Genomic DNA, 24,959 nt, shown 5'->3' on the forward strand with positions numbered 1-24,959 from the left:
CGCCGCCCGCACGTAGTCGTTGGCCAGCCCCACCGCCTGCGAGGTATCGACCGCCTGCGGCGAATCCATCTGCTGCGGTGCGGTGTCCGGCATCGGCACCTCGGGCATGTCGAGATCCTGCATCTCGCTGCCCCCGCCTCCACCGCCGCCCGCTTCCAGGTTCACCATGATTAGCTCGCGTCCGCGCTGCTCGTGCACCGTGATGATCAGGAACAGCAGCGCGAGCACGTGCAAAGCCACCGAGAGCGGAAACGGGCCTATCATGAGACGCAGCGCATCGCGGATGGACTGATACCGCGTCACGTCGGCCTGGTCTTCGTCGCCGTGCTTTTCGGCTTCCGCTTCCCGCTTCGACATCACGCGGTACAGAATCAGCGCGACGACGAAAGTTGAGATGATTAATAGAATTGCAATTAAGACGATCATAGAAAGGTGTGCTCCCCGCTCAGAACGCGCTCGCGCGCGGTCCCGGGTCGAGTTGCCGGCCTCCGTTCATTAGGCTCCTCCTCCGCTCGGCGCCCCGCCACCGCCACCTGAGGGCAGCTGTGACACCGCGATCGCGATCGCTTCCGCTCCCGCGCTCTTTGCGATGTCCAGGATGCGGACCATGTCACCAAGAATTACCTTGGGGTCGCCCTGGAAGATCACGATCTTATCGGAAGACTGAAGCGGTGCCAGCTGCTGCGAAAGCGTGGTCTGGAGTTCGGGTTCGGTAACCTGCTTGTCACCGACCATGATTTGGTGGTCAGCGGTATAGGTCACGATGATGCCCTTGGGCTTGTCGGTCGTCTGTGACGCCTCGGCCTTGGGCAGATCCACATGGGCCGCCGACTCGATCGTGACCGCGGTGGTGACCATGAAAATGATGAGCAGAACGAGGAATATATCGGTCAGCGGGGTGATGTTGATGTCGGCGAAGACCCCGCCGCCCCGTTCTTCTTTCTTCTTTGCCATTTACGATTCCTCTGGGCCGCGCGCTGACGCGTTTGCAACGCCGTGCCTATCCTCCCGACGCATGGTTAGCCAGCTGCGCCTCGGTAACCCGCTTCGCAGCGATCGCGATCGTTACCGCGCCGGCCGACTTGGCGATGTTCAAAATTCGCACCATGTCGCCCAGCAGTACTTTGCGGTCGCCCTGGAACACGACGATCTTCGCATCCACCTTGCCCAGCGCTTCGCGCAGGCTGGGCAGCAACTCGCGTTCGGGAACGTCCTTCGAGTTCACGAACAGTTCGTGTTGCGCGGTATAGGTGACAATTACGCCCTTGTTCTCGGGATTGGTGTTGGTTGCGTTCGGGAGATCCACGTGCGCGGCCGACTCGATGGTGACCGAGGTGGTCACCATGAAGATAATCAGCAGCACCAGGAATATGTCGGTCAGCGGGGTGATGTTGATGTCGGCAAATACACCGCCACTCTCACCGTGAGGGCCACTAATGGCCATGCGCCTGCCTCCCCTGGAGCGCCGCGTCGATCAGGCGATCGGCGTTGATATGGAGGATGGCGTTGATGTTCTCGACCTTGACCGAGAAGTAGTTGTAGAAAATAACTGCGACGATCGCGACCGCCAGACCAAGCGCGGTCGAAATCAGCGCTTCGGAGATACCGGCAGCGACGACTGAGAAACCGCCGGTGCCCATGATCGCCATCGACTGGAACGCGACCAGAATACCGACCACGGTGCCGAACAGCCCGATGAACGGGGCGGACGCGCCGGCGGTGGCGAGCACCCAGATATAGCGCTTGAGTTCCAGGCTTTCCTGGTAGCGCCGTTCGTCATCCAGATCGGCTAAATGTTCGCGGTCTAGCGTCTGGGAAGCGGAGATCAGCGTGTGATACACGCGCTCAGACGGGTTCGAGCGCGCTTGGGTCGCCTGCAGCGCTTCGTTGAACTTGCCGCCACGCAACTGTGGGATCAGGGAATCCGCGGTCCTTGCGGCCCGTGGTCCGATCCCCCGCAGCGCCCACAGGCGCTCAAAAATGATTGCCAGGCATACTACGGAGATGAAGAGCAGCGGGTATGTCGCATAGTAACCCTGCTGTATCATCGACAAAATGCCAAACTGAGTCTGCATCGCCTATCCTCACAATGTGGTTAGAATTTGAGCGGCGTAACTTGGTTCCGCTCGAACCTCGCTAACGGAGTCAAACTTCCTGCTGCGGTTCTCCCCTGAACCGGCCGCGCTATGCTTGTCCATTCCTTCTAGACTTCGGATCCCACCAGCCGGTTAAGATCCTTGGTAGCGGAGACGGCGCGGAGCCTTTGAATGCAATAAAGACCGATCTTTGTCAAGAGCGACCTACGCGGCACCAAACAACCATCTCCTCGGGAACGCATTTTGCGGGGCTCCACGACGTGATGGTTACGGTGTTTCGGTAAGCATGAGCTTAGTTCTGGGACTGGGACAACGCAATTCAAACTTTGGCGCACGGGCGGAGGCGGGGGCGCGACCATGCCCGCAGCTCGGCGGCGATAAACTGCCGCGCCAACTGCGGCAATTGATGACCACCAGGATTGTCTTGACTTCTCTTTCCTGCGAGTCTATCCACCACTTGACCGCCGGGCGGTCTTTTTTTCTGACTCGGAATCTTTCTGCTTACCATGCGGCCACTTAAAATGACGACGCGCACCCCTTCAATGTTCATTCGCCCGAAGGGCGCCCTGGTGTGCCATTACCTGCACTACTTGCTATCGGCTTGCGTGGTCGCATTTGTGCTGGTGTCTCTGGCTTCCTGCAAGTCTGCGCCGCAGCCTCCGCAGACCGCTGCCGTGCCCCAGGACACCCGCAGTAATCCCGACGAGCCGACCAAGAGCATTCCGCCCGATCTGTTCAAAGAACTGCCGATCTACCCGGGCGCGACCGTCGAACACGTCCACAAACCCAAAGGCGCGATGCGAGAAATCGCGTTTTCGACTCCCGCGCAGCTGAACGAGGTGGTCGAGTTTTTTAAGGAAGGGCTCAAGAAGAACGACTTTCACGTTACCTCATCGCTGATCATGCCGGCGCGCAAGACCTGGTCGTGCGATTTTCACAAGAACGGGCGGCCGGCGACCATTCTGCTGTACCCCGACGATCACGATAAATCCAAAATGGTGATCGATTTGATCTACGAGATGCCGCCAAAGGTTGACCCTTCGATGGAAGAAGCGGAGGAGACTTTTGACGTTATCGGGCCGGGCGAAGTCGCCCAGCAGGCCCCTGATTCGAACGCGAACGCAAAGAGGAACTAGTACGATGGCACTATTGGATGGAAAAGTAGCGGTTATCACAGGCGCCGGCCGCGGTATCGGCCGCGAGGAGGCCCTGCTGATGGCGAAACACGGATGCAAGATCGTGGTCAACGATCTCGGCGGACACTTCGACGGCACCGGCCAGTCCCGCTCCCCGGCGGAAGACGTGGTCAAGGAAATCCGCGCAGCGGGCGGCGAAGCGGTCGCCAATTTCGAGAGCGTCACCGACTTTAGGTCCGCCAAGCGCATCATCGAATGCGCGACCGACAACTTCGGCAAGCTCAGCATCGTGGTGAACAATGCCGGAATACTGCGCGACCGCATGGTCTTTAACATGAACGAAGAAGACTGGGACGCGGTGGTCGGGGTGCACCTGAAAGGCAGCTTCAACGTCGCGCGCCATGCCTGCGCTTATTGGCGCGAACAGCATAAGGGTGGCAACGTGCTCAACGGCAGGCTCATCAACACCAGCTCCGACTCCGGTATTCTCGGCAACGCCGGACAGTCCAACTATGGGGCCGCCAAAGCCGCGGTGGCCGCGATGGCGGTCATCGTCGATCGCGAGATGCAGCGTTATGGCGTGACCGCCAACGCGATCGCTCCGGTCGCACGCACCCGCCTCACGGTCGATGCGACTCCGCAGACTGCCGCGGGCATGCCGACCGCCAAGGCGGGCGAATGGGATGCGTTCACTCCCGCGCACGTGGCGCCTCTGGTTGCATGGCTCTCCAGCGACGACGCGAAGGATGTCCACGGCGAAGTGTTCCGCGTCGGGATGGGCACTGTGTGGCTGATGCGCGGATGGCATTCGGCGGGCAAGGTTGCCAAGAAGGGCTCTATGTGGGATCCGGCGGAGCTCGGCGGCAAGCTGAAGGAAGAACTTGCCAAGGGAGCCACCGCCAAAGAGAACATGGGCCAGGTGATGGCGGGCAACGTCTGAGCGCGTGAGTCAGCACACCCACAAGACCGCAAGCGCGGCTCCTCGAGAGCCGCGCTTTCGTTCCGTCCTGATAATCTGTGCGGCCAACACCGCGCGCAGCGTCATGGCCGAGCACATCTTGAAGCGCGAGCTGGCGCAGCGTGGCATGCTCGCGGTCGTGCGGGTTGCTTCCGCGGGAATCGCCCCCTACGCGCGCGACGGCGCCCTGGTATCGCTCGATACCAGGCTCGCGCTGCGGGAGGACGGAATTCACATCGACGAGGACATGACCTCGACCGATTTGAAACGGCACCCGGAGCTGTTGAATGAGGCCGATCTGGTACTCGCGATGACTGAGGAGCAGGCGCGCAACCTGATGGAGAAGTTTCCGTCCGCGGTCGGGCGCACCGTGCATACGCTGCGATCCTTTGCGGGTGAACGGGGCGACATCGAAGACCCCTACGAGAAGGGCGACCAGGTGTTTGCGGCCTGCCGCGAGGAAATCAAGCGTCTCGTCCAGGCGATCATCGACCGACTGTTCGAAGGGTGACAGCTTGTAAGGGAATCTGGGGGGGCCATGGCCACCTGGAACGAATTGACACCCGGGGTTGGGGCAGGCAGTGAAGTAGATAGAGGTGCTACTATGCCGTTCGCTAACCCACCGGACTCGGAGATACGCTCGATCCTCTCCAATCCCACCACGGTCGCTGTCATCGGATGCTCAGACAACCTCTCACGAGACAGCCTGAAAATTGCGGTCCTGCTCAAGTCGCGCGGGTTCCGCGTCATCCCGGTAAACCCTGCGCTCAAACCCGGCGCGCTGATGGAGGCGCTGGGCGAGCGCGTATATCCCGACCTGGCCTCGATCCCCTTTCCGGTCGAGATCGTCGACGTGTTCCGCCGGCCCGAGTTCCTGCCCGAGATCGCCGAGCAGGCAATTGCGAAAGGGGCTCGCATCCTCTGGGGTCAACTCGGCGTTGTCAACTTGGATGCCGCCCGGCACGCTCAAAAGGCTGGGCTCACCGTCGTGATGGATCGCTGCCCGGCGATCGAGTACGGCCGCCTGTTCTAGTCCGCGGTAAACCGAAGTCCCGACAGCCTTTCGTGTGGTGAGGGGGTTGCGGAGCCCAGAGTTGGACTATGGGACCCGTTCGCGTTGAAAGCTTGATCTGCTTCGCGCGCGGAGACCGGCTAGGAAGATCCTTTGCTTGCCTTCCAGCGTGAGACGACGTCGAGGTGCGACCGTCGTCTTTCCTCCAGCAGCCTGAACCATTCGTCACACATTTCGTGAATTCGATGTAGTTCCCGTCCGGGTCAGTGATCGCCGTACTTATGAAAAATCCCGTGTCGTGCGGCGGGTACAACGGTCTCACGCCTTTGCTTTCGAGCTTTTCGACCAACGCATTCAAGTCGAAGACATTGAGCGCCAGCTTTACCGCGCCCGCGGCCGTGCCGCCGATCCGGAAAGCTCTCGAGCGGATGAATCGCGAAGTGCAGGTCGCCGAGATTGCATCCGTAGTGTGCGCGGCTGGTTCCGTGCGCCTCGTCTTTCAGCGGAACGCCGACCACCTCTCGATAGAATTCGGCGAGCCGCGCCGGGTTCTCTGAAACGATCAAAACTGCGGACAAGAATTCGATTTGTTCCATCGCACTGCTCCGGCCGAAGGCATTTCTGAGCTGATGCCTTTATGGTTTATTTGTCCGGGTAATGAAACCTCGCCGCTGGAATCTGATCGAGACCGAAATCGTCTATCGCACTCCCATTTTCGATCTTCATCGCCGCCATAGCGGCCATCCGCATCGCGGCCGGCGCGACTTCTTTGTCATCGACGCTCCCAATTGGGTGAACATCATTCCGCTCACACCAGACGGCGCGGTAGTGATGGTCAAACAGTTCCGCCACGGGATCCGCGGGTTCACGCTGGAAATTCCAGGCGGCATGGTCGATGCCGAAGATGAAACGCCGAAACACGCGGCGCGGCGCGAGATGGTCGAAGAGACCGGCTACGACTCCAAGCGCGTCTCATTCCTCGGGCGAGTTCATCCAAACCCTGCTATAGAGGAGAACTACTGCTACACATTTCTCGCCCGCGAGGTCCGCATGGTTGGTAAGCCTAAACTGAGCGGGGCGGAAGAGACCGAAGTGGTGCTGGTGCCGCTGCGAACGATTCCCCGATTGATCGCTTCGGAAAAAATCACCCACGCGCTTGTGATCGCCGCATTTTCATTCTTTCACGTATACAATCCGCCACGCCAAGCCTAGACTTTCTTCGCGTAAATGGCCCTCCATACCACTTACGTACCAGTTACGTCTTTGAAGCACCCGAGACATTCCCCGAGGGTCAACGCAACGTCAGACCCGGTGAGCACCCTTATGTCCGGCGTGAGAGCGTCATCGCTTATAAATTCGGCGAGTTACTGCCGCCCCGTTACATCGAGCGGCTCAAGAGCCTTGCCCCGAGAGACCACGGACCGGTGACTCAGAGCTGCTACGGCGCATACAGCAGGCTGCGCTCGATTCCCCTGACACAATTCCTCGGCTACGAAAGATCATTCGAACAATTCTCCAGCCTTCTTAGAGATCCCGGGCTGCTCGCAGCGCATGGAAATAGAGCGGAACGCGGATTAGGCTTCTGAAATGACTTGGCTATTTTGCCGCTTCTCATTGTCGCATCAGACGCGCTTTTGCTCTGGATAACCTATAGCATCGAGGAGGGGTTCATGGAGTTGAAACGGCGCGCGAAGAGCCTCGAGTCCAGGTTAGAAGACCTGGAATGAAAAGAATCGCTCATCTTCTCGCCCTGTCGCTTCTCATTGTGGCGGTATACGAATCGCAGGCGGCGAAAGCCTACGGAGAAGAGCAGGCCATCCAAACAACGCCGGCCAAGCCGACGACAACAGTATCCTCGGTGATCTCATCGCGGCAGCCGGGTTCCAAGCCCGAATGGTTATTGATCGTCCCGCCCGAGGAACCACGCCCGTTTGGCCGGACCAGAGCGGTGACCGAGGCGCCACTAAGCCAGTGGATGGTCAAGGAGACCTATCCAACGGCAGCTGACTGCGATGGCGTGCTACACCCCAGACGTTCCCCCCAGGACACGCATTTCTTCATTCGTAGCACTCGAACTGCGCCAACGGGGCTCCAGTGCATCGCCAGCGACGATCCCCGCCTGAAGCAGTGAAATAGGGGTGGGTCTCGATCGGGAAGAGGACCCAAACCATGGTGACCAATCCGCACCACTTATCGTACCACTTAGAACGACGTACACGGCGGACACGACGCACAGGTTTGCCGTGCCCCATAGACCCGGAGCGCCCATAATTACGGAATTATGTAATAGATATGCGGCTTGCTCTCGGCGCCCATGCTCTAACTTTCACGTGTACAATCCACCCGCGATCAGGCGGGGGAATCGTTAACCGTAAAATCGCGCTGTCCAAGTTCTAGGCCCTCAGACCGCGGCGGACCCTGGAATCGGTCGAATTGTAAAACTTGCTATTCCGCCCGCGTAAACGAGACCCTGCAGCTCTCCAAAGGTGTGCTAATCTCGCCCTAGTTTTCCCTCCATAAACGGCACATGGTTTGCTGTATCGCGGGATTGATGTGCAACCTAGGCAGAACGCGAATTCGGAGGTAACGATGCCAACCAGCCACAATGTCCATGAGGCAGCAAAGCAACCTGCTATGCTGCGCGTTCTTCAGCTGATGCGAGGCGGGGGCATTGGCGGGCGGGATGGTCGTTTTTGGAACGCGGTCTCGGCGGTGGCTTGGATCTTCGGATCCGCGGTTTTGCTTTTTTCCGCCAATGGGTGCCTCGCCACCCGAAACTGGGTTCAGGCGCAGTTGAACCCTATCGGCGACCGGCTCGGCCAGCAGCAAGCCCAGCTGAAAGAGACCGACGCCAAGGCGGACCAGGCACTGACCGATTTGCAGAACCTCCACCTCGAGCGGAAGCTGGTTTTGGATGATTCAGGTCATGGGCCGACGTTTGCGACGGGGTCCGCAGTGTTGACCCAGACCGCCAAGAGCGAGATCGATGGATTTTTCCGAGACCTCGAGGGATCGGCCAACTCCGGGACGACGTCAGGGCGCCTCTTCGTTGTTGCCGGGCATACCGACAGCGTCGGCTCCGAAAGCTACAACTACGAGCTCGGACAGCGGCGAGCCTCGCGGGTCGCCGGATACCTGGTGAGCAGGCAAGGGGTCGACCCAACGCAACTTCGGGTGGTTTCCTACGGAGCGAGCAAGCCCGTTGCCGACAACAGCACACCGAGCGGGCGGCGAAGCAATCGTCGGGTTGAAATTCTCGTCTACCAGGAGAAGGTCGTAACCGGGAGTTGAGCGGCTTGCTAAAATGCCGTGTAAGTCACTCTGGTATAGCCGCTAGTCTTCCTGACGTTTCCCTCCTTCGGCAACCGGAATTCTTGCAGGCGTTCTAACCAGCTATGGGGTTAGGCCGAATTGCCGCGTCCTGTGTCAGCCGCGCGTCCGATCCCCGACGGCCATCTTCGCTGCGATCGCTGATTAACTGCGTGTCACGTTTGTCTTCGACCCCGCCGAAGAGTTCGCATTAATGCCGTCAAAGGGGTATTAGGCACGGAGTGGGGAGGGTATGAGTGCACCCTCCCAGCTTCTGGCGTCACGGTTAGGTTCTGGGGCCCCCAACCCTTTCCGTGACGCCTGCTTTTTTAGGAGTTCTTCTCTTGGTTCCCGAGCCCACCAAGATCCCACCTGGGGCAACGCCGGCAAGCCCCCGCTGCCGCGTGCACCATCACGCCTTGCGACCCGATCTACAACCCCCCCCCCTCGCCGCAGAAGTCCGCAGATTCTGCGGATCACGAAATTCAGTCCCCCAGTTCTGCTTGGGGTGCGGGTGTCTGATTCTCTATCCGATTAGTTCCAGCGCACGCGCGAACATCTGCGGCGCTGAAGGTCCGATTCGCTCCCACTCCGGGTCGTGTCGCTTGCCGCGTCGATGCAGCATCAGATTGAAGCAAGTGATCACACCAAAGCGAAAGCCGGCGAATGCGCGGAACCACCGGACCTGCTCTTCGGCGACTGGGTAGCCCGCGCTGGCGGTGTAGATGTCGACAATTTCGTCGGGGCTAAGCGGCGCCGGTGAGCTCTGCGAGCGGTCTTCAAGAAAGCTGGCCGGATCGGCGAAGAAACAGATCCATCCGAGATCGAGCAGCGTGGGCCCGAGCAGCGAGATCTCCCAATCGATCACCGCTACCACGCGACCAGGGTTGAACATGATGTTGGAGAACTGGTAGTCGCCGTGCACGATTCCAATGCGCGCATCCGGAATGCTCGCGCGCAGCTTCTCGCGCAACTCGGGGGCGCGCCCAACCGACACCGGATCGAGGGTCGGGCGATCGAGCAGATGGTCGAGGCGCCTCATCTCTTCCGAGAGCGGGGTCGGCGCACCATCGCCGCCCCACGCCTCCCGACGCGCTTTCCAATCCACCCGATGCAGCGCGGCGAGTTTTTCGACTCCTAGGCGCGCAAGCGCGCGCATCTCCTCACGTGGCATCCGTGGAACGTCAACCAGACGAAATCCTTCTACGAAACCCGCCACGAAATACGGCCGCGCAAAAAAATCCGTCTCCTCGCCATACCAAATGATCGCCGGCACCGGCACTTCGGTGCCGGCGAGCGATTCCATGATTCTCCCCTGCCGCACCACGTCGGCTGGGCCGGCGATGCGGGTCCCTTCCGGCGCGACCCGCAACACCAGCTTGCCGGCCACGCCCCCCGCCGTGGTGCGATCGAGAACGAAGCTGTAGCCGAAGCCCGCGTGACCCGGCAGCGGCGAGATATCGTGGACGGTCGCGCCAGCGTCCCCGGTTTTTGCGCGCACCAGCCTGGTAAGCTGGGGGGCAATCTGTTCGGTTCCAGAAGCCAAGCCAGCCCTACCCCTTCATCCCGGTCTGCGCGGATGCCGGATGCAAACTGGCCTTCGCGCTCGGACGCGCTTCGACTCGTTTGAACCACGCATTGACGTTCTTGAGCGAGGGATCAATTTTCTGCCCTACGCCGGCGCCGAAATCGAGCGCGCAGTAGAGGATAATGTCGGCCACGGTGAAGCGCTTGCCGGCGACAAATTCCTTACCCTCTAGCAGTCCGTCCAGCCATTTGAGATTGTCCTGCACGGTTGCTTTCATGCCGGCGGCTCCCTCCGGGATGAGGCGCATACGGTCCTTGAAAATCTGCGCACCTTCCGCGAAGCGGAACCCGTTATAAAGAAATTCCGTGATCTTAAGCTCGACCCGCCGCTGCCACTGGCGCGCCTCGGCGCGCTCCTCGACAGTGGCGCCGATCAGCGCCGGGGTCGGATGCTTTTCTTCGAGGTACTCCCAGATGGCAACCGTCTCGCCGAGACAGTTGCCGTTATCCAGCTCGAGCGCCGGCAACTGTCCGCCGGGATTCCGTTCCGTATATGGAGGACGGCGGTTTTCCGCTTTCATCAGATCGATCGGCTTTGAGGGAATCGTGATGCCTTTCTCGGCCAGGAACATCCGCATCGCGCGCGGATTAGGTCCAAAAGAATCGTACAATTGCATGGAGAGCACTCCTCGGAATTTTCCGCGATCGGTTCGGTCGCGCGACTATACAATATCGCAGGTGCGAGCATAAACCCGCGCCTAGGTGTGTTGCGCGTACGAGAGAACGTCAGCTAGGAATTTGACGATGAAATTCTGTCCGCAATGCGGTACGGCGCTGATCGCGGGGGCCAAATTCTGCGTGGAATGCGGTGCCGCGTTGGGAGGTCCGGGCCCCGGAATGCCCTCGGCCGAACCTGGGATTAATCAAACTCTGCGCAACTTGCCGATCACGACCGCGTTTGTCGGCGTCTTTCTCGCGATCATGATCCTTGGATTGCTCGCAGCCGGATGGGTGATGCTGCGCAAGCCCGAGACCGGCGAGACGGCGTCGCGGTCCGCGCCCGAAGTCGCTACGGGTTCCGCGGCGAATTCGATGAGCGGTACGGCGGGCAATGCCGCCCCGGGCCAGCTGCCGCCCGGCCACCCGAAAATTCAGCTGCCAGCGGAAGCACGCTCTTTTATCGACAAGCTGCAAAGCGACGCGACCGCACATCCCGGGGATATCGCGAAATGGAACAAGCTCGGCGGCGTGACCATGCGCGCCGCCATGTTCGATGAGTCGTACTTCGCGAAAGCCTCCGAAGCCTACGGACACGTTTTAAAAATCGACCCAGACGACCTCGAAGCGCTGCGTGGAATCGGCGACGTCGACTACGACAGCGAAAAGTACGACCAGGCGATCGCCGCGTACGAACACTACTTAAAAAAGAGACCCGAAGACCCCGAGGTGATCACCGATCTCGGCACCATGTACCTCTACACCGGCAACGCCGATGCGGCCGTCGCGCAATACCACAAGGCGCTCCGGCTTAAACCCGACATGTTCCAGGCGTACTTCAACCTCGGGGTGGCATACGCGCAGCAGGACAAGCCGGCGGATGCACAGGCGGCGCTCAAGAAGGCCGACGAGCTGGCGCCCGACGAAAATGCGCGCAACCAGATCAGGGAAGTCATCGCGAAAATCTCCGGGCGCGCCGCTCCGCAGAGCGGGTCGGGCGGCGAGAAGGCACCTACGGCGCCGACGTCCAGCTTTCAGGGTGAGGTCGAGCAGGTGGTGCGCGGGCTGCCTATCGCGGGACCAAAGGTCAGTGCGGTTCAATGGCCCGACAAGACCGTCGCGAAGGTCATGATGAACGACTTCCCGATGGACCAGATGCCGCCCTTCGCGAAAGAGAAATTCATGACCGACCTGAAATCCGGCATCGACTCGGCCAAAAAAAACTACCGAGTAACCGACAAGGTCCGGGTGGATCTGGTTGACGCAGCCAGCGGCCGGGTCATGGAGACCGTAAGCGAATAAGAATTGCGCAGATCGCGGAGACTTAAGTATTCGGGAGCTAACCTCGTTCTGCGGCAGCGTCCGGCGCAATCTCTGCTTGCGCCGGCGGAATACTCCACTTCGTGCCTCTAGACCGGTGCCTAGGGTTCGCCGGCTTCGGCTTTGCTCTTTAGGCTTTCGATCCAGTTCTGATGGCCACGTTTAAGCATCGGGCCGAGGTACCACCACGCGAGTCTGGGGACGATTCCATTCTGGGTTTCTTCGGTGATCACGCGACTTCCGGCACCATCCGGCTCGATGAGCCATCCGTGATACGCGGAGAGCAGCCCGTGTGCATCCCAGCCGAGTTCGTGGGGCGGCTCGAACACCAGCACGCAGCTGGTGATCATCGCGCCGAACGTCTTCCATCGAAACCGAATACCCGGCGCAAGGTCCGGAGGACGTCCGGAAAGGAAGGTCACGTTGGAACTGTTCGTGTACCAGTCCGGCCACCGCGCCGCGCGGATCAGCCAGCGCCAGACGCGGTCCGGCGGTGCAGCAATCGCGATCTCGTTGTGTGCAAAGACTGGGGATTGATTAGGCTCACAACCCGAGGGCCATTTCATAGAAAAGGTGGCTATCATTGTGCATGGCCAATACCCAGCAAGGCTACCAGCGGTGGGCGAGCCAGAGCTCGATTCGGTGGCAGGCGCGCAACCATCGGCACAGCTACACTCTCTTTCGTAAACTGGTGTGAACGCTGCAGAGGCTCGAGTGCGACCATCCTTCGAATGCCTTCGTTACCGGGCCCGAAATATTGGGAGGGGCGGTGTTACCACCGCCCCTCCCCGTCACCACATCCGCCACCCCACCACCACGCTGTGCAACGGAGCCCGCGCTCCGTTCGTCTTGGGTGGGCTCTTAAGGAACCTCAGCCTCCAGCTATGATCGGAACCTGCCTCAATCTCCTCCAGCCGCCACCGCCGCACACGATCCCGCCGATTCCTCTCCGGGACGCCGGTCCAATCAATTCTCTATCCTCCCCTTCCACAGAGCCCCTCGGTCGTCGAGCGCCCACTAGGCGCTCGCCACTGCCTTGTGTTCCGCCGCATGATCGAAACGATCCGAGCGAATCTTCTCTAGCAGATGCCATCCACCGTCACTGTGAAACTCGAAAGTCGCACCGCACTTCGAGCACTGTACTATTGCGCGATCCGGCTCCTCGCCACGTCCTGCGACGATCGTGAAGATGCTAAGCGCAGTGCCGCGATGCCGCTCCGCAAGAATCTCGAACGCCTCTGATTCGCACAGCTTCCCCGCCTGCTTCATAGCTTCCGCCCTCCCCGCTCATGAGCATCCGCTGGTCGCTCCGCAATTCATGCATTTGTAGCAAGCACCGTTACGTACCATTATCGAACCGCAATCCGGACACGGCGGCGCGTCGGCCTGGTTGATGAACGCCTGGCGCATCCCGCCGCCGTCCTTGCCGTCGTGCAAACTCGCTACCGGCGCGGGAGGATCCTTGCGTTCGGTCGACGGGCTGTCCTCCATCACCACTCCGACTTCGCGCTTGGCGTCCTCATCAAGGAACTTCGATGCCATCCACCGAAACAGGTAGTCGACAATCGACTTGGCGTATGGAATCTGCGGGTTCTTGGTGAAACCCGATGGCTCGAAGCGCATGTGCGCAAACTTGTCGACCAGGAACTGCAGCGGCACGCCGTACTGCAGCGCGTACGAAATCGCGGTCGCAAATGAATCCATCAGACCGGAAATGGTCGAGCCTTGCTTCGACATCGAGACGAAAATCTCGCCCGGCGATCCGTCCTCATACATCCCGACCGTGATGTAACCTTCGTGGCCTGCGATATCGAACTTGTGCGTGAGGGCCTTGCGCTCATCGGGCAGCTTGCGCCGCGACAACCGCTCGTCGGGCCCGGCCACCGATGCCGCTGCGCGGAGCGCCTCGCCAGCCGCGCGATCTTCTTTTTTGCCGGTGTTGAGTGGCTGCGTGCGCTTGGAGCCGTCGCGATAGATCGCGACCGCCTTGAGTCCGAGCTTCCACGCCGACACATACGCTTCCGCGACTTCATCGACCGTCGCTTCGGAGGGCATGTTGATGGTCTTGGAGATAGCGCCGGAGACGAACGGCTGCACCGCGCCCATCATCTTGAGATGGCCGTTGTAGTGAATGGTGCGCGAGCCGGAGCGCGGCTTGAACGCGCAATCGAAAATCGGCAGGTGCGCGTCGGACAGGTGCGGCGCGCCTTCGATGGTCTCGTGGTCGTCGAGGTACTCGACGATTTCCTGGATTTCCTTGGAGTCGTAGCCGACCCGCTTGAGGGCTCGCGGCACGGTGCCGTTGACGATCTTCAGCATCCCGCCGCCGACCAGCTTCTTGTACTTGATCAGCGCGATGTCCGGCTCAATGCCGGTGGTATCGCAATCCATCATGAACGCGATGGTGCCGGTCGGCGCGATCACGGTCGTCTGTGAGTTGCGAACTCCGCTCTGCTGGCCCAGTTTGAGCGCCTCGTCCCACGAGTCGCGCGCCGCGCGCAGCAGATCGAGCGGAACGTGGGCCGGTTCCAGACGATAGGCATAACTGCGATGTCGCTCGATAACCTTGAGCGTCGCGTCGCGATTGGCCTGGTAGCTCGCAAAGGGTTTCATGTGCTTCGCAAGCCGCGCCGATTGCAGGTACGCCTCCCCGGTCATCAGTGCGGTCACCGCGGCGGCGTAGCTGCGGCCCTGCTCGGAGTCATACGGCATCCCCAGCGCCATCAGCAGCGCGCCCAGGTTCGCGTAACCCAGCCCCAGCTCCCGGAACGCGTGCGCGTTGCGCTCGATCTCCTCGGTCGGATAGGAGGAATTTTCGACCACAATATCCTGCGCGGTGATCATCACATCCACCGCGTGGCGGAATGCTCGCGCGTCGAACTCGCCGCGATCGTCGACGAACTTCATCAAGTTGAGCGAAGCGAGGTTGCAGGCAGAGTTGTCGAGATGCATGTACTCGCTGCAGGGATTCGATGCGTTGATGCGTCCCGAGTTCGGGCAGGTGTGCCAAAGGTTGATGGTGGTGTCGAATTGCATGCCCGGATCGCCGCAGGTATGTGCCGCCTCGGCGATCATGTGCAGCAGATCACGCGCCCGGTACTCGGCAGCCACCTCCCCGTTGGTGACGAAGTGGGTCCTCCAGTTTCCGCCTTCGATCACCGCGCGCATGAAGTCGTCGGTCACGCGCACCGAGTTGTTTGCGTTCTGGAAAAACACCGAACTGTACGCCGGGCCATCGAGCGAACTGTCATAACCCGCATCGATGAGCGCCCAAGCCTTCTTTTCCTCCTCGACCTTGCACTTGATGAAATCCACGACGTCGGGGTGATCGGCGTTCAGCACCACCATTTTGGCCGCGCGCCGGGTCTTGCCGCCCGACTTGATCACGCCCGCCGACGCGTCCGCGGCTTTCATGAACGACAGCGGGCCCGACGCGGTCCCGCCCGAAGAGAGCCTCTCTTTGCACGAGCGCAAGGCGGAGAGATTGACTCCGGACCCGGAACCGCCTTTGAAAATCATTCCCTCGTTGCGGTACCAGCCGAGAATCGAATCCATGTTGTCGTCGACCTTGAGGATGAAGCACGCGGAGCATTGCGGCTTGGGGTCGATTCCGACGTTGAAGTAGACCGGACTGTTAAACGATGCCTTCTGGTTCAGGAGCAGATGTGTCAATTCGGCGCGGAAGGTTTCCCGCTCTTCCACCGCACTGAAGTAACCCTGGCGATCGCCCCATCCCGTGACGGTTTCAACCACGCGGCTGATGAGCTGGCGCACCGAGCGTTCACGCTGCGTCGAGGAGGGATGCCGCTTCTGATCCGCGACGCCGATCGGTCCGCGAAAGTATTTGGATACGACGACATTGGTCGCGGTTTGCGACCACCCGCGCGGCACCTCCACCTCCCCCTGTTCGAACACCACGCGTCCGTCTTCGCCGGTGATGACCGCAGTGCGCACCTCCCAGTCGACTTCGTTCATGGGGTCGCGACCGGTAGTGGTGAAGAATCGCTCGAGCCCAAGGGCCAGTTGCAAACTTCCCGGTCTGCGATCTGCGTTTTTCAGTGCCACGTTGTCCAAGTCCGGTGCTCCCCCAGCCATCGTCCCACCTCCCCTGGATTTCGTCCGCGTTACCTCAAGCGCTGCCCTTTCGAGTGCTTAGCGACCCGTTGTTGATATCCCACAGGAAAGGCAGTTCATCTGCACCAACGGGCGCCAATATGCTCGCAGCTTGTGGGGGATGTCAAGCCTCCAGACCCAATATATAGTGTTCATTACCTTGTGCACAACCCATATATTATGCTGTTGACAGGTTTTCGACAAGTCTTCGCTTTCGAAAAATGACTTCACCTATTCTCTCCAAAGGATTAGTTCGGCTTATGTCAAGTCGGTCCGACATTCGCGTCCGCGCATGAGTCGGCGCGGTCGTTTTGCGGCGTCATTCATGGGCAGAAAGATCCGCGCTATCGTGAGCACCCGATGCCATCGAAGATTTTGAAACCTCCAGTGAAGATCAGCGAGGCGTTGCAGCCGCTTCTTGATCGCTTCGACACCGAAGGGCAGTTTGGAATCGTACGGCTCACCCGGCTGTGGCCGGAGATGGTCGGCGAGACGATCGCGCGCCGCACCCAGGTGTCCTCGCTCAAGTTTCATACGGCTGTGGTTAAAGTGTCGGGCGCGATGTGGATTCAAGAACTCAACTTGATGAAGCCGCAGATTCTTGCGCGGCTGCACCAGAAGATCGACCCCGACATCGTACGCGATCTGCGTTTTGTGCAGGGTCGCCTCTCGCGTCGCGAGCATTCACAGCTGCACGTGGTGCCGCGCGCGACGCGTCGCGCGATCGAACTGCCGGAAATGAAAAATCCGGAATTGAAGCGCGCATTTCAACGATTGATAGAAGCCTGGGGCCGCGCTCCCAGGTGAAGGGCGTCCCCGACTAACCCAAATATCTGGACTAGACCATGGGGCCCCTGACCCAGAAGTCGGATCCCGGGGCAGCTTTTCCGACCTTCCTGCCGTGGTGGGTTCCGTGGTCGGGGTCCGATCTGTGTCTCTGCGGCTTGTGGATGGCCTCGAGATCGCGCATAGCGCTATTCTGTTTTCTTTGTGACAAGATTTCGGAACAGATATTTCTCCCAACACGGGGGCAATCAGCACGATGGCTCAAGAGATCAAAAGCAAAGCGCTCGACCTGGCGCTGAGCCAGATTGAAAAGCAGTTCGGCAAGGGCTCGATCATGAAGCTCGGCGAGCAGTCGATCGATGAGAATATACCCGTCGTGCCGACCGGCTCGCTTGGCCTGGACATCGCGCTGGGTGTCGGCGGTCTGCCACGGGGGCGGGTGGTCGAAATTTACGGCCCGGAATCGTCCGGCAAAACCACGCTGGCGCTGGAATGTATCGCCGAAGCGCAGAAGGCCGGTGGAATTGGCGCGTTTATCGACGCGGAGCACGCGCTCGACGCGTCTTACGCACGCAAACTTGGGGTCAAAGTCGAAGACCTGCTGATCTCGCAGCCCGACAACGGCGAGCAGGCGCTCGAGATCACGGAAACTCTAGTGCAATCGGGTGCGATCGACATCCTGGTGATCGACTCGGTCGCCGCCCTGGTCCCGCGCGCGGAACTCGAGGGCGAAATGGGTGAACCGCAGATGGGTCTGCAGGCGCGCCTGATGTCGCAGGCGCTGCGCAAACTGACCTCGGTGATCGCACGCTCCCACACCATCGTGGTGTTTATCAATCAGATCCGCATGAAGATCGGGGTGATGTTCGGTAATCCGGAAACCACCACCGGCGGCAACGCGCTCAAGTTCTATTCCTCGGTACGCATTGATATCCGTCGCATCGGCACCATCAAGACCGCAAACGACGTCATCGGTTCGCGCACCAAGGTCAAAGTCGTCAAGAACAAAGTAGCGCCGCCGTTTCGCGAAGCAGAGTTCGATATCCTCTACGGCTCGGGAATTTCCAAGGAAGGCGAACTGGTCGATCTCGGCTCTGAACTGGGCGTAATCGAAAAACTGGGCGCCTGGTATTCCTACGAAGGGGAACGCATCGGGCAGGGCCGCGAAAATGCCCGCGACCTGCTGAAGGCAAATCCAAAGCTCGCCGAAGACGTCGAGCAAAAGATCCGGGCCAAACTCCAGACCCGACCGGTCGCGCCCCCCGTAGCCTCCAACGGAGAAAAAGAACCACCCCTTCCCGCGCCCCCTGCAGCGAAGAAGAAGGGCTGAGAGCTGAACCGTGGCACGGACTCTCGGCTTGGTTACAGCGAGGGTCCTCGGCAATCTCTCCACTGTGCAAGCGTGCGTCGTCTTAGTGCCTTAAGGTTCCTTTCCCGCTCGGTGAAGACAGTGGGCAGCTTTGCGGCGCTTGGATAGAATGATTGTTCGATGCGCTGGACTACCGCCAACATACGGCAGTCGTTCCTCGACTTCTTCAAAGAACGCGGCCACACCATAGTTCCCTCCTTCCCGATGGTCCCCAAGGGGGACCCGACACTGCTATTCGTCAATGCAGGGATGGCGCCGATGAAGGATTACTTCCTCGGCGTCCGCACTCCACCAAGCCGCCGAGTGGTCGATTGCCAGAAGTGCCTGCGCATCTCCGGCAAGCACAACGACCTCGAAGCGGTCGGTCGCGATAGCTACCATCACACCTTTTTCGAGATGCTCGGCAACTGGTCATTCGGCGATTATTACAAGGCCGAAGCGATCGCGTGGCATTGGGAGCTGATCACCAAGCTTTGGGGAGTCGATCCCGGGCTCCTGTATGCGACCGTCCACAAAGATGATCAGGAGTCAGAACAAATCTGGCTCAAGCTGGGCGTCCTGCCCAGGGAGCGCATCATGCGCTTCGGTGACAAGGACAATTTCTGGGAAATGGGCGAGACCGGACCCTGTGGACCCAATTCCGAAATCGATATCGACCGCGGGGAGCGGGCGTGTGACGGTAGCGGGCATCGACCGCTGCGTTGCGGTGTGAACGTGGATGGATGCGAGCGCTTTGTCGAACTCGGCAATCTGGTGTTCATCCAGTACAACCGCGACGCCTCCGGAACGCTCACGCCGTTGCCGCACCAACACGTCGACACGGGTACCGGACTCGAGCGAATAGCCGCGGCGCTGCAGAGTCTCGAACGCGGCGACGGAAAAATTCTCGGCAACTACGACATCGACCTGTTCCAGACGATCATAAAAAAAATCGACACCGCGGCGGGCGAGCTGGGCGATGGAAGTCACTACGGGCAGAACCCGGCGGCGGACATCTCCTTTCGCGCGATAGCAGACCACGCACGAACCATGGCCTTCCTGGTCGCCGAGGGCATAAATCCCGGTAACACCGATCGCGAATACGTCCTGCGCCGCATCATCCGGCGCGCGGCGCGGCACGGCCGCTATCTGGGGATCCATCGGCCGTTTCTGGCGACCGTGAATGACGGGGTAGTCGCCGCGATGGGTGACGCTTATCCCGAGCTTCGCCGCCAGGCAGGCAAAATCGCCCAGGTGATTACTGCCGAGGAAACTCGCTTCGGTGAAACCCTGGACCGGGGTCTTGAACTGATCGACGAGGAGAAGGCGCGGCTTAGGCAGGCTGGTGGACGGACCCTCTCCGGCGCGATCGCATTCAAGCTCTACGACACCTACGGGTTCCCCCTCGATCTCACCCAGGACGTCCTGCGCAACGAAGGAATCGAGGTGGACCTGGCGGAGTTCGACCGTCTGATGGAGGAGCAACGCGAGCGCGCACGCGCGGCCCGCAAGGACGAGTCCGCGGCACCCGAGATTCAAATCGCCACTGGGACTTCCTCGCGTTTCACCGGGTACCACCGCTACGACGCGGGGTCCGAAATTCTCGCCGTGGGGACGCAGGATGGCGGCTCGGTCGCGATCGTCGTCGCGGAAACTCCCTTCTATCCAGAAGGCGGCGGCCAGGTCGGAGACCGCGGGGTAATCGAAACCGAATCGGGGGCGCTCGCGGAAATCAGCGAGACACGCAAAGCCGATGGCTCGATCGTCCATATCGGCCGTATCCTGCAGGGCGATGTCGCGGACTTTCGGCGGGGTGCGCATGTCGAACTCAGGGTGGATCGCATCCGGCGTGATTCGGCGATGCTGAATCATTCCGCGACTCACATCCTTCACTACGCGCTGCGCGATATCCTCAGCACACAAGTACACCAGGCGGGATCGCTAGTTACGCCGGAACGGCTTAGGTTCGATTTCAGCCATCAGGGTCCGGTCGATGCCAACGCGCTTTCCAGCATCGAAGAGGAAATCAACGCGCGCATCCGAGAGAACGCTGAAGTGACGGTCGAGGAGATGCCCTACGACGATGCCCTCAAGGCGGGCGCGCTCGCGTTCTTCGGCGACAAATACGGCGACGTAGTTCGGGTGGTGCGAATGGGCGATTTTTCCGTCGAGCTGTGCGGTGGAACCCACGTGAAACGGACCGGAGACGTCGGGTTCTTCAAGCTGCACGGCGAATCCGGGGTAGCTGCCGGAGTCCGTCGTATCGAGGCCGCAACCGGCCAGGGCGCGCTCGATGCTGTCCGCGAGCAGGAGAAGCTGCTCGGGCAAATCGGTGCGAAACTCGGCACCAACGACGCCGCTGCGCTCGAACGCCTGGAGAAAGTTCTTACGCGCGAAAAGGAACTGGAAAAAAGATTACGCGCTCTCGAGCAGAAGCTGGCGAGCGGCGGCGGATCCGATGGCAGCGCGGCGGAGACCGTCCGCGAGGTAAACGGAATCAAGGTGGTAACCCGTCGCGCGGACGGAATCGATCCGCGGGCACTGCGCGAGTTGGCGGATCGGCTGCGACAGAAATACTCCTCGGCGGTGGTCGTGCTCGGCTCCGATCTCGGCGAGGGCAAGGTCGCCCTGCTGGTCGCGGTCACCGCCGACCTGACGGACCGCATCAAGGCCGGCGATATCATCAAGCAAATCGCACCGATCGTTGGCGGCTCTGGCGGTGGGCGTCCCGACCTGGCGCAGGCGGGTGGCCGCGACGCAGAGCAGCTCGACGCGGCGCTTGCGAAAGTCGTAAGCCTGGTAGTTTAGAAACGGATTTTTCGTCACAAGACACCGCGCAAGTCGAAACCTCAGGGTCGCAATCCACGGTCCGGGTTTGCTGCCGCGTGCTGAACCTTCCGTAGTGCGGAGATTCGGCCCTGCCTTCCGCTTTCAAAGTCCGGCCGGTTTCGCATACGATGATTGGAGGCAACCCGAGGTATCGACGGCCATCAGCTCTTCACCCAGTCAGGCAATTTCCGAGCGACCCAGCGAAGACGCGCTGGAACTCCACTTCGACGATTCCCGCCTCATCACTGACCTGCTCGGTCAGCACGACGCGCACATCCGCACTCTGGAGCAGGCGCTTGGCGTTCGGATTGACGTCAACGGTACCGCGATGCGCATTGCGGGGCCTCACGCCGAACAGGCACTGGCAGGGAAGGTTCTCGGCGAGCTCTACGAACTGCTGAAACGCGGCTACCCGGTCTTTCCCAGCGACGTCGAGTACTCGGTCCGTATTCTGCGCGGTGATCGCAACGCCGAACTGAAGGACATCTTTCTCGACACGATCTATGTCTCCGCGCACAAGCGGGTCATTTCGCCCAAGAGCATCAATCAGAAGCTCTACATCGATGCGATCCGCTCGCACGACATTGTGTTCGGCATAGGACCCGCCGGCACCGGTAAGACCTATCTCGCGATGGCCATGGCGCTGGCGGCGTTGATGAAAAATCAGGTCACGCGCATGGTCCTGTGTCGGCCCGCGGTCGAGGCCGGCGAGAAGCTGGGGTTCCTCCCCGGCGACCTGGCGGAGAAGGTCAATCCCTACCTGCGCCCGCTCTATGATGCGCTCCACGACATGGTCGATTTTGATCGGGCGCGGCGGATGCTCGAGCGCGGCACCATCGAGGTCGCGCCGCTCGCGTTCATGCGCGGGCGCACCCTCAACGATTCCTTCATCATTCTCGACGAAGCGCAGAACACCACCTCGGAGCAGATGAAGATGTTCCTGACCCGGCTGGGCTACAACTCCAAGGCGGTGATCACCGGCGACATAACCCAGATCGATCTGCCGAGCGGCAAGCTCTCCGGACTCAAGGAAGCGCGTACCGTGCTTGCGAACACCGAGGGCATCAAGTTCGTCTATTTCACCGATCGCGACGTGGTGCGCCATCGCCTCGTGTCTGCCGTAATCACCGCCTATGAATCCTTTCAGCGCGAAGGCGTTGTACTCCCGGGCGACGGCAGCGGAAATTCCTGAGGACTGCTCCTGGTGACGGTCGCGCTCCGTGTCGCATGCGCGCGTGCTCGCGGCTATGCCCGGGGGCTGCGCGCCGATGCCGACCGCCTGCTCTCGGCGCTCGGCCTCAGGCGCGCCGAGCTTTCGGTGATCATGGTTGACGATCCGACCATCCAGGGACTCAATCGAGAGTTTCGCAGTACGGACTCCCCGACCGACGTGCTGTCGTTCTCCCAGATCGAGGAACTTGGCCCTAACGCCTCCAATCTTGATCAGCTATTAGTCGACCGTCCAGACACCATTCTGGGTGACGTCGTCATCTCGATAGACACGGCACTTCGCCAGGCATCGCAGTACCGAATGACACCAGCCGTGCGTCTGCGAACACTCCTCATCCACGGCACCCTTCACCTGATTGGCTACGACCACGAACGATCCCGCGGTGACGCGCGACGGATGTTCGCGCGCGAGCGCGAGCTCGCAAAGGCGCTCGCGCGAGGGGCCACAGGCCGCCGAGCGGCCAAAGTCACCACGCGCCGTTCCGGAAAGCGCGCCGAGCGGTGAGCCGAATCTTTCGGAATCGCCCTCGACAGGCGCTATGCTCGCAGTATGCGAGCTCTGCGGAAGCCAGCCCCGTGGCGCTAGACCGTCGCCCTCGTCAGAGCATTAGCGCATGAAAAGAGTGAAGATTGATAGAAGTCTGCCGCTCGACTCGACCTTCGAGCGCGAACGTAACTGGCGGGGTGGTCCGCAGGGTCACCCCGAGCCTTGCCTAGCGTCGGTTGAGGAGTGCCGTCCTCGGGAGCAAGTTTGTGCCGGCCGCCGCGGGCATCAGCCGGACGGGATCGCGCTTGGCGAGCCGCTCGGAACCGGAAGATGAACCTGTCCAGCTCCTTGACCCGCGCTGCGTTGTGCGTGGCCAGCGGATTAGCGCTAGCACTCGCGTTTCCAAAAATCGACTTCAACCTGTTCGCCTGGGTGGCATTCGTTCCGCTGTTCTATGCGATCGAGGGTGAGAGGCTCTGGCACGTCCTGGGATGGGCGTGGCTGGCGGGCTTCTCCTTTTTTGTCGGCTCGATGTACTGGATCGCGATTCCGTTGCACGATTTTGCGGATGTCCGCATGGCAATCGCGATCCTGCCCATGCTGCTGCTCGCCGCCGTGCTCGCGGCTTATAGCGCTATCGCGATTTGGGCAGGCGAATTCTGCGCCCGGCGACTCAGAATTCCGATGGTGGTCACGATGCCGATTGCGTGGGCTGCGGTCGAATGGGTCCGCACCTATTTTCCAATCGGGTTTCCGTGGAATCTGGTTGGATACGCTGCGTACAGTTATCTGACCATCATTCAGTTCGCCGAAATCACCGGGGTCTACGGAATCTCGGCGCTCATAGTCTTCTTCAACGCCGTCGCGTACGTGGTTTTCTTCCGGCGCGGCAATTCGCGCCTTCAGGCCATGAGCCTGAGCGCGCTAACCCTGGTCATGCTCCTGGTGTTCGGGTTCGGCATTTATCGACTGCAGGAACTCAAGAGCGCACCCCCGCAAGGCTCGTTCCGGGTCGCGATGGTACAAGGAAATATTCCGCAGAGCCTCAAGTGGGACCCGAACTTTCTGCCGCAGAGTTTCAAGGTCTACCAGGACGAATCAATCGCTGCTGCCAAGCATGGCGTCGACCTGGTCGTATGGCCGGAAGCGGCGGCGGCGTTTCCGTTTCAGCCCGACGATCGCTATCCAGCTTCCCTTGCCGAGGACGCGCCGTACCGCGATGCGCTGCTCAAACTCGCCATTGCGATCCGGGCCCCCGTCCTGTTCGGAGCCCCGGCGCTGGTGGTGCGCGACGGACGGTTGGGGTTCTTCAACCGCGCCGATCTGGTTTCGGCACAGGGCGAGCTGGTCGCGCATTACGACAAGATCAACCTGGTGCCGTTCGGCGAATACATTCCCGCGCACCGGATACTCGGCTACCTCGTAAATCGCGTGGTCGAGGGATTCGGCGACCTGATTCCCGGTACCGAGCAAACCCTGTTTGCGGAGAAAGGCGCTAGGTTGGGAGTGCTGATCTGCTACGAGAGCGTTTTTCCAAATCTCACCCGTCTGGAGGTGAACAAGGGGGCGGACGTGCTGGTGAACATCACCAACGATGCCTGGTACGGCGACAGCTCCGCGCCCTACCAGGCTCTGGCGATGGCGGCGATGCGCTCGGTCGAGACCAAGACCCCGATGATTCGCACCGCCAACACCGGGATCAGCGCAATTATCAGGCCTAGCGGAGAAATCACCGACCGGACTCCGCTGTTCAAGCGCGGCACTGAGATCGAAGACGTCTCGTGGCGCCCGGTCCGCACGGTGTACACGGTAGTCGGTGATGTGTTTTCGGAAATCTGCTTGGTGCTGACGATATTGGCGGTGCTGGCCGCCTGGTTGCGCCCGCGCCAGCCCAGTCAACTGGAAACGGTAGTCGAACAAATTCTCGCCGCCAACGGTAGCGGCTCGCGACGCGAAGCCTCCTGACGGGCGGCGAGCCGTTGCTTATATTCGTTGGGCTGCCGTCCCCGCCAAGGTCCTCCCCGCGCGCCTGCGTGCGGTCCCCGGCTCGCGGGTGGTGCGCCAACGGAGAAGCTTTCCTGACTGCAGTCC

24 protein-coding genes are annotated in these 24,959 nt (G+C 60.7%); 14 read left to right on the forward strand and 10 right to left on the reverse strand.

Annotation, left to right across the window (positions count from 1 at the left end):
* The 4 genes from VGI36_04905 to VGI36_04920 form a co-directional block, all read right to left on the reverse strand.
* The coding region (locus VGI36_04905; protein HEY2484462.1) for a hypothetical protein at window positions 1-426 on the reverse strand (426 nt) is incomplete at its 3' end.
* A gap of 69 nt (window positions 427-495) precedes the next feature.
* On the reverse strand, window positions 496-954 hold the full coding sequence (locus VGI36_04910) for a biopolymer transporter ExbD (protein ID HEY2484463.1): 459 nt from the start codon (window positions 952-954) through the stop codon (window positions 496-498).
* 46 nt (window positions 955-1,000) lie between these two features.
* Window positions 1,001-1,444 carry a biopolymer transporter ExbD gene (locus VGI36_04915; protein ID HEY2484464.1) on the reverse strand — a complete coding sequence of 148 codons (444 nt, stop codon included), beginning with the start codon at window positions 1,442-1,444 and terminating at the stop codon, window positions 1,001-1,003.
* Window positions 1,434-2,075 (reverse strand): MotA/TolQ/ExbB proton channel family protein, encoded by a 642-nt coding sequence (locus tag VGI36_04920; protein ID HEY2484465.1) that lies wholly within the window; start codon window positions 2,073-2,075, stop codon window positions 1,434-1,436. The genes VGI36_04915 and VGI36_04920 overlap by 11 nt, the downstream gene beginning before the upstream one ends.
* 542 nt (window positions 2,076-2,617) lie before the next feature.
* Between VGI36_04920 and VGI36_04925 the strand changes: the two genes are divergently transcribed.
* The 4 genes from VGI36_04925 to VGI36_04940 all read left to right on the forward strand — a co-directional run bounded on the left by VGI36_04925 (window position 2,618) and on the right by VGI36_04940 (window position 5,223).
* The gene (locus tag VGI36_04925; protein ID HEY2484466.1) at window positions 2,618-3,232 is read left to right on the forward strand and encodes a hypothetical protein; all 615 of its coding nucleotides are present in this window, start codon (window positions 2,618-2,620) and stop codon (window positions 3,230-3,232) included.
* 4 nt (window positions 3,233-3,236) lie between these two features.
* Window positions 3,237-4,172: an SDR family oxidoreductase gene (locus VGI36_04930; protein HEY2484467.1), complete on the forward strand. Its 936-nt coding sequence runs from the start codon at window positions 3,237-3,239 to the stop codon at window positions 4,170-4,172.
* A 4-nt stretch (window positions 4,173-4,176) separates the two neighbouring features.
* Window positions 4,177-4,701 carry a hypothetical protein gene (locus VGI36_04935; GenBank protein HEY2484468.1) on the forward strand — a complete coding sequence of 175 codons (525 nt, stop codon included), beginning with the start codon at window positions 4,177-4,179 and terminating at the stop codon, window positions 4,699-4,701.
* Window positions 4,702-4,794: 93 nt separating this feature from the next.
* Window positions 4,795-5,223: a CoA-binding protein gene (locus VGI36_04940; protein HEY2484469.1), complete on the forward strand. Its 429-nt coding sequence runs from the start codon at window positions 4,795-4,797 to the stop codon at window positions 5,221-5,223.
* 242 nt (window positions 5,224-5,465) lie between these two features.
* Here the strand turns inward: VGI36_04940 and VGI36_04945 are convergent, their stop codons facing one another.
* Complete coding sequence (locus VGI36_04945; GenBank protein HEY2484470.1) at window positions 5,466-5,798, reverse strand: hypothetical protein; 333 nt, start codon at window positions 5,796-5,798, stop codon at window positions 5,466-5,468.
* Between the two features lie 61 nt (window positions 5,799-5,859).
* On the opposite strand from VGI36_04945, the gene VGI36_04950 reads away from it, so the two are divergent.
* The 3 genes from VGI36_04950 to VGI36_04960 all read left to right on the forward strand — a co-directional run bounded on the left by VGI36_04950 (window position 5,860) and on the right by VGI36_04960 (window position 8,493).
* The gene (locus tag VGI36_04950) at window positions 5,860-6,414 is read left to right on the forward strand and encodes an NUDIX hydrolase (GenBank protein HEY2484471.1); all 555 of its coding nucleotides are present in this window, start codon (window positions 5,860-5,862) and stop codon (window positions 6,412-6,414) included.
* A 511-nt stretch (window positions 6,415-6,925) separates the two neighbouring features.
* Window positions 6,926-7,333, forward strand: a complete 408-nt coding sequence (locus VGI36_04955) for a hypothetical protein (protein ID HEY2484472.1) — start codon at window positions 6,926-6,928, stop codon at window positions 7,331-7,333.
* 458 nt (window positions 7,334-7,791) lie between these two features.
* Entirely contained in the window at window positions 7,792-8,493 is a 702-nt protein-coding gene (locus VGI36_04960; GenBank protein HEY2484473.1) for an OmpA family protein, read from the forward strand.
* A gap of 544 nt (window positions 8,494-9,037) precedes the next feature.
* On the opposite strand, the gene VGI36_04965 is transcribed toward VGI36_04960, so the two are convergent.
* A complete protein-coding gene (locus VGI36_04965; protein HEY2484474.1) occupies window positions 9,038-10,057 on the reverse strand; it encodes a phosphotransferase family protein in 1,020 nt (339 codons plus the stop codon).
* A gap of 7 nt (window positions 10,058-10,064) precedes the next feature.
* Window positions 10,065-10,715, reverse strand: a complete 651-nt coding sequence (locus VGI36_04970; protein HEY2484475.1) for a glutathione S-transferase family protein — start codon at window positions 10,713-10,715, stop codon at window positions 10,065-10,067.
* Between the two features lie 127 nt (window positions 10,716-10,842).
* Between VGI36_04970 and VGI36_04975 the strand changes: the two genes are divergently transcribed.
* On the forward strand, window positions 10,843-12,057 hold the full coding sequence (locus tag VGI36_04975; protein ID HEY2484476.1) for a tetratricopeptide repeat protein: 1,215 nt from the start codon (window positions 10,843-10,845) through the stop codon (window positions 12,055-12,057).
* Window positions 12,058-12,176: 119 nt separating this feature from the next.
* Here the strand turns inward: VGI36_04975 and VGI36_04980 are convergent, their stop codons facing one another.
* The 3 genes from VGI36_04980 to VGI36_04990 form a co-directional block, all read right to left on the reverse strand.
* Window positions 12,177-12,641 (reverse strand): SRPBCC domain-containing protein, encoded by a 465-nt coding sequence (locus VGI36_04980; protein HEY2484477.1) that lies wholly within the window; start codon window positions 12,639-12,641, stop codon window positions 12,177-12,179.
* A 451-nt stretch (window positions 12,642-13,092) separates the two neighbouring features.
* Complete coding sequence (locus VGI36_04985; protein ID HEY2484478.1) at window positions 13,093-13,344, reverse strand: hypothetical protein; 252 nt, start codon at window positions 13,342-13,344, stop codon at window positions 13,093-13,095.
* Window positions 13,345-13,362: 18 nt separating this feature from the next.
* Window positions 13,363-16,170 carry a vitamin B12-dependent ribonucleotide reductase gene (locus VGI36_04990; protein ID HEY2484479.1) on the reverse strand — a complete coding sequence of 936 codons (2,808 nt, stop codon included), beginning with the start codon at window positions 16,168-16,170 and terminating at the stop codon, window positions 13,363-13,365.
* A gap of 378 nt (window positions 16,171-16,548) precedes the next feature.
* Between VGI36_04990 and VGI36_04995 the strand changes: the two genes are divergently transcribed.
* From VGI36_04995 to lnt, 6 genes are all read left to right on the forward strand, one after another.
* On the forward strand, window positions 16,549-16,995 hold the full coding sequence (locus VGI36_04995) for a DUF721 domain-containing protein (GenBank protein ID HEY2484480.1): 447 nt from the start codon (window positions 16,549-16,551) through the stop codon (window positions 16,993-16,995).
* Window positions 16,996-17,230: 235 nt separating this feature from the next.
* Entirely contained in the window at window positions 17,231-18,304 is a 1,074-nt protein-coding gene (gene recA, locus VGI36_05000) for a recombinase RecA (GenBank protein ID HEY2484481.1), read from the forward strand.
* A gap of 159 nt (window positions 18,305-18,463) precedes the next feature.
* The gene (gene alaS / locus VGI36_05005) at window positions 18,464-21,130 is read left to right on the forward strand and encodes an alanine--tRNA ligase (GenBank protein HEY2484482.1); all 2,667 of its coding nucleotides are present in this window, start codon (window positions 18,464-18,466) and stop codon (window positions 21,128-21,130) included.
* A gap of 94 nt (window positions 21,131-21,224) precedes the next feature.
* Window positions 21,225-22,343: a PhoH family protein gene (locus tag VGI36_05010; GenBank protein ID HEY2484483.1), complete on the forward strand. Its 1,119-nt coding sequence runs from the start codon at window positions 21,225-21,227 to the stop codon at window positions 22,341-22,343.
* A gap of 12 nt (window positions 22,344-22,355) precedes the next feature.
* Entirely contained in the window at window positions 22,356-22,886 is a 531-nt protein-coding gene (ybeY, locus tag VGI36_05015) for an rRNA maturation RNase YbeY (protein HEY2484484.1), read from the forward strand.
* A gap of 312 nt (window positions 22,887-23,198) precedes the next feature.
* Window positions 23,199-24,833 (forward strand): apolipoprotein N-acyltransferase, encoded by a 1,635-nt coding sequence (gene lnt, locus VGI36_05020; GenBank protein HEY2484485.1) that lies wholly within the window; start codon window positions 23,199-23,201, stop codon window positions 24,831-24,833.
* Window positions 24,834-24,959: the final 126 nt, after the last annotated feature.

Source organism: Candidatus Binataceae bacterium, from assembly GCA_036495685.1.
In the GTDB taxonomy this organism is placed as follows: domain Bacteria; phylum Desulfobacterota; class Binatia; order Binatales; family Binataceae; genus JAFAHS01.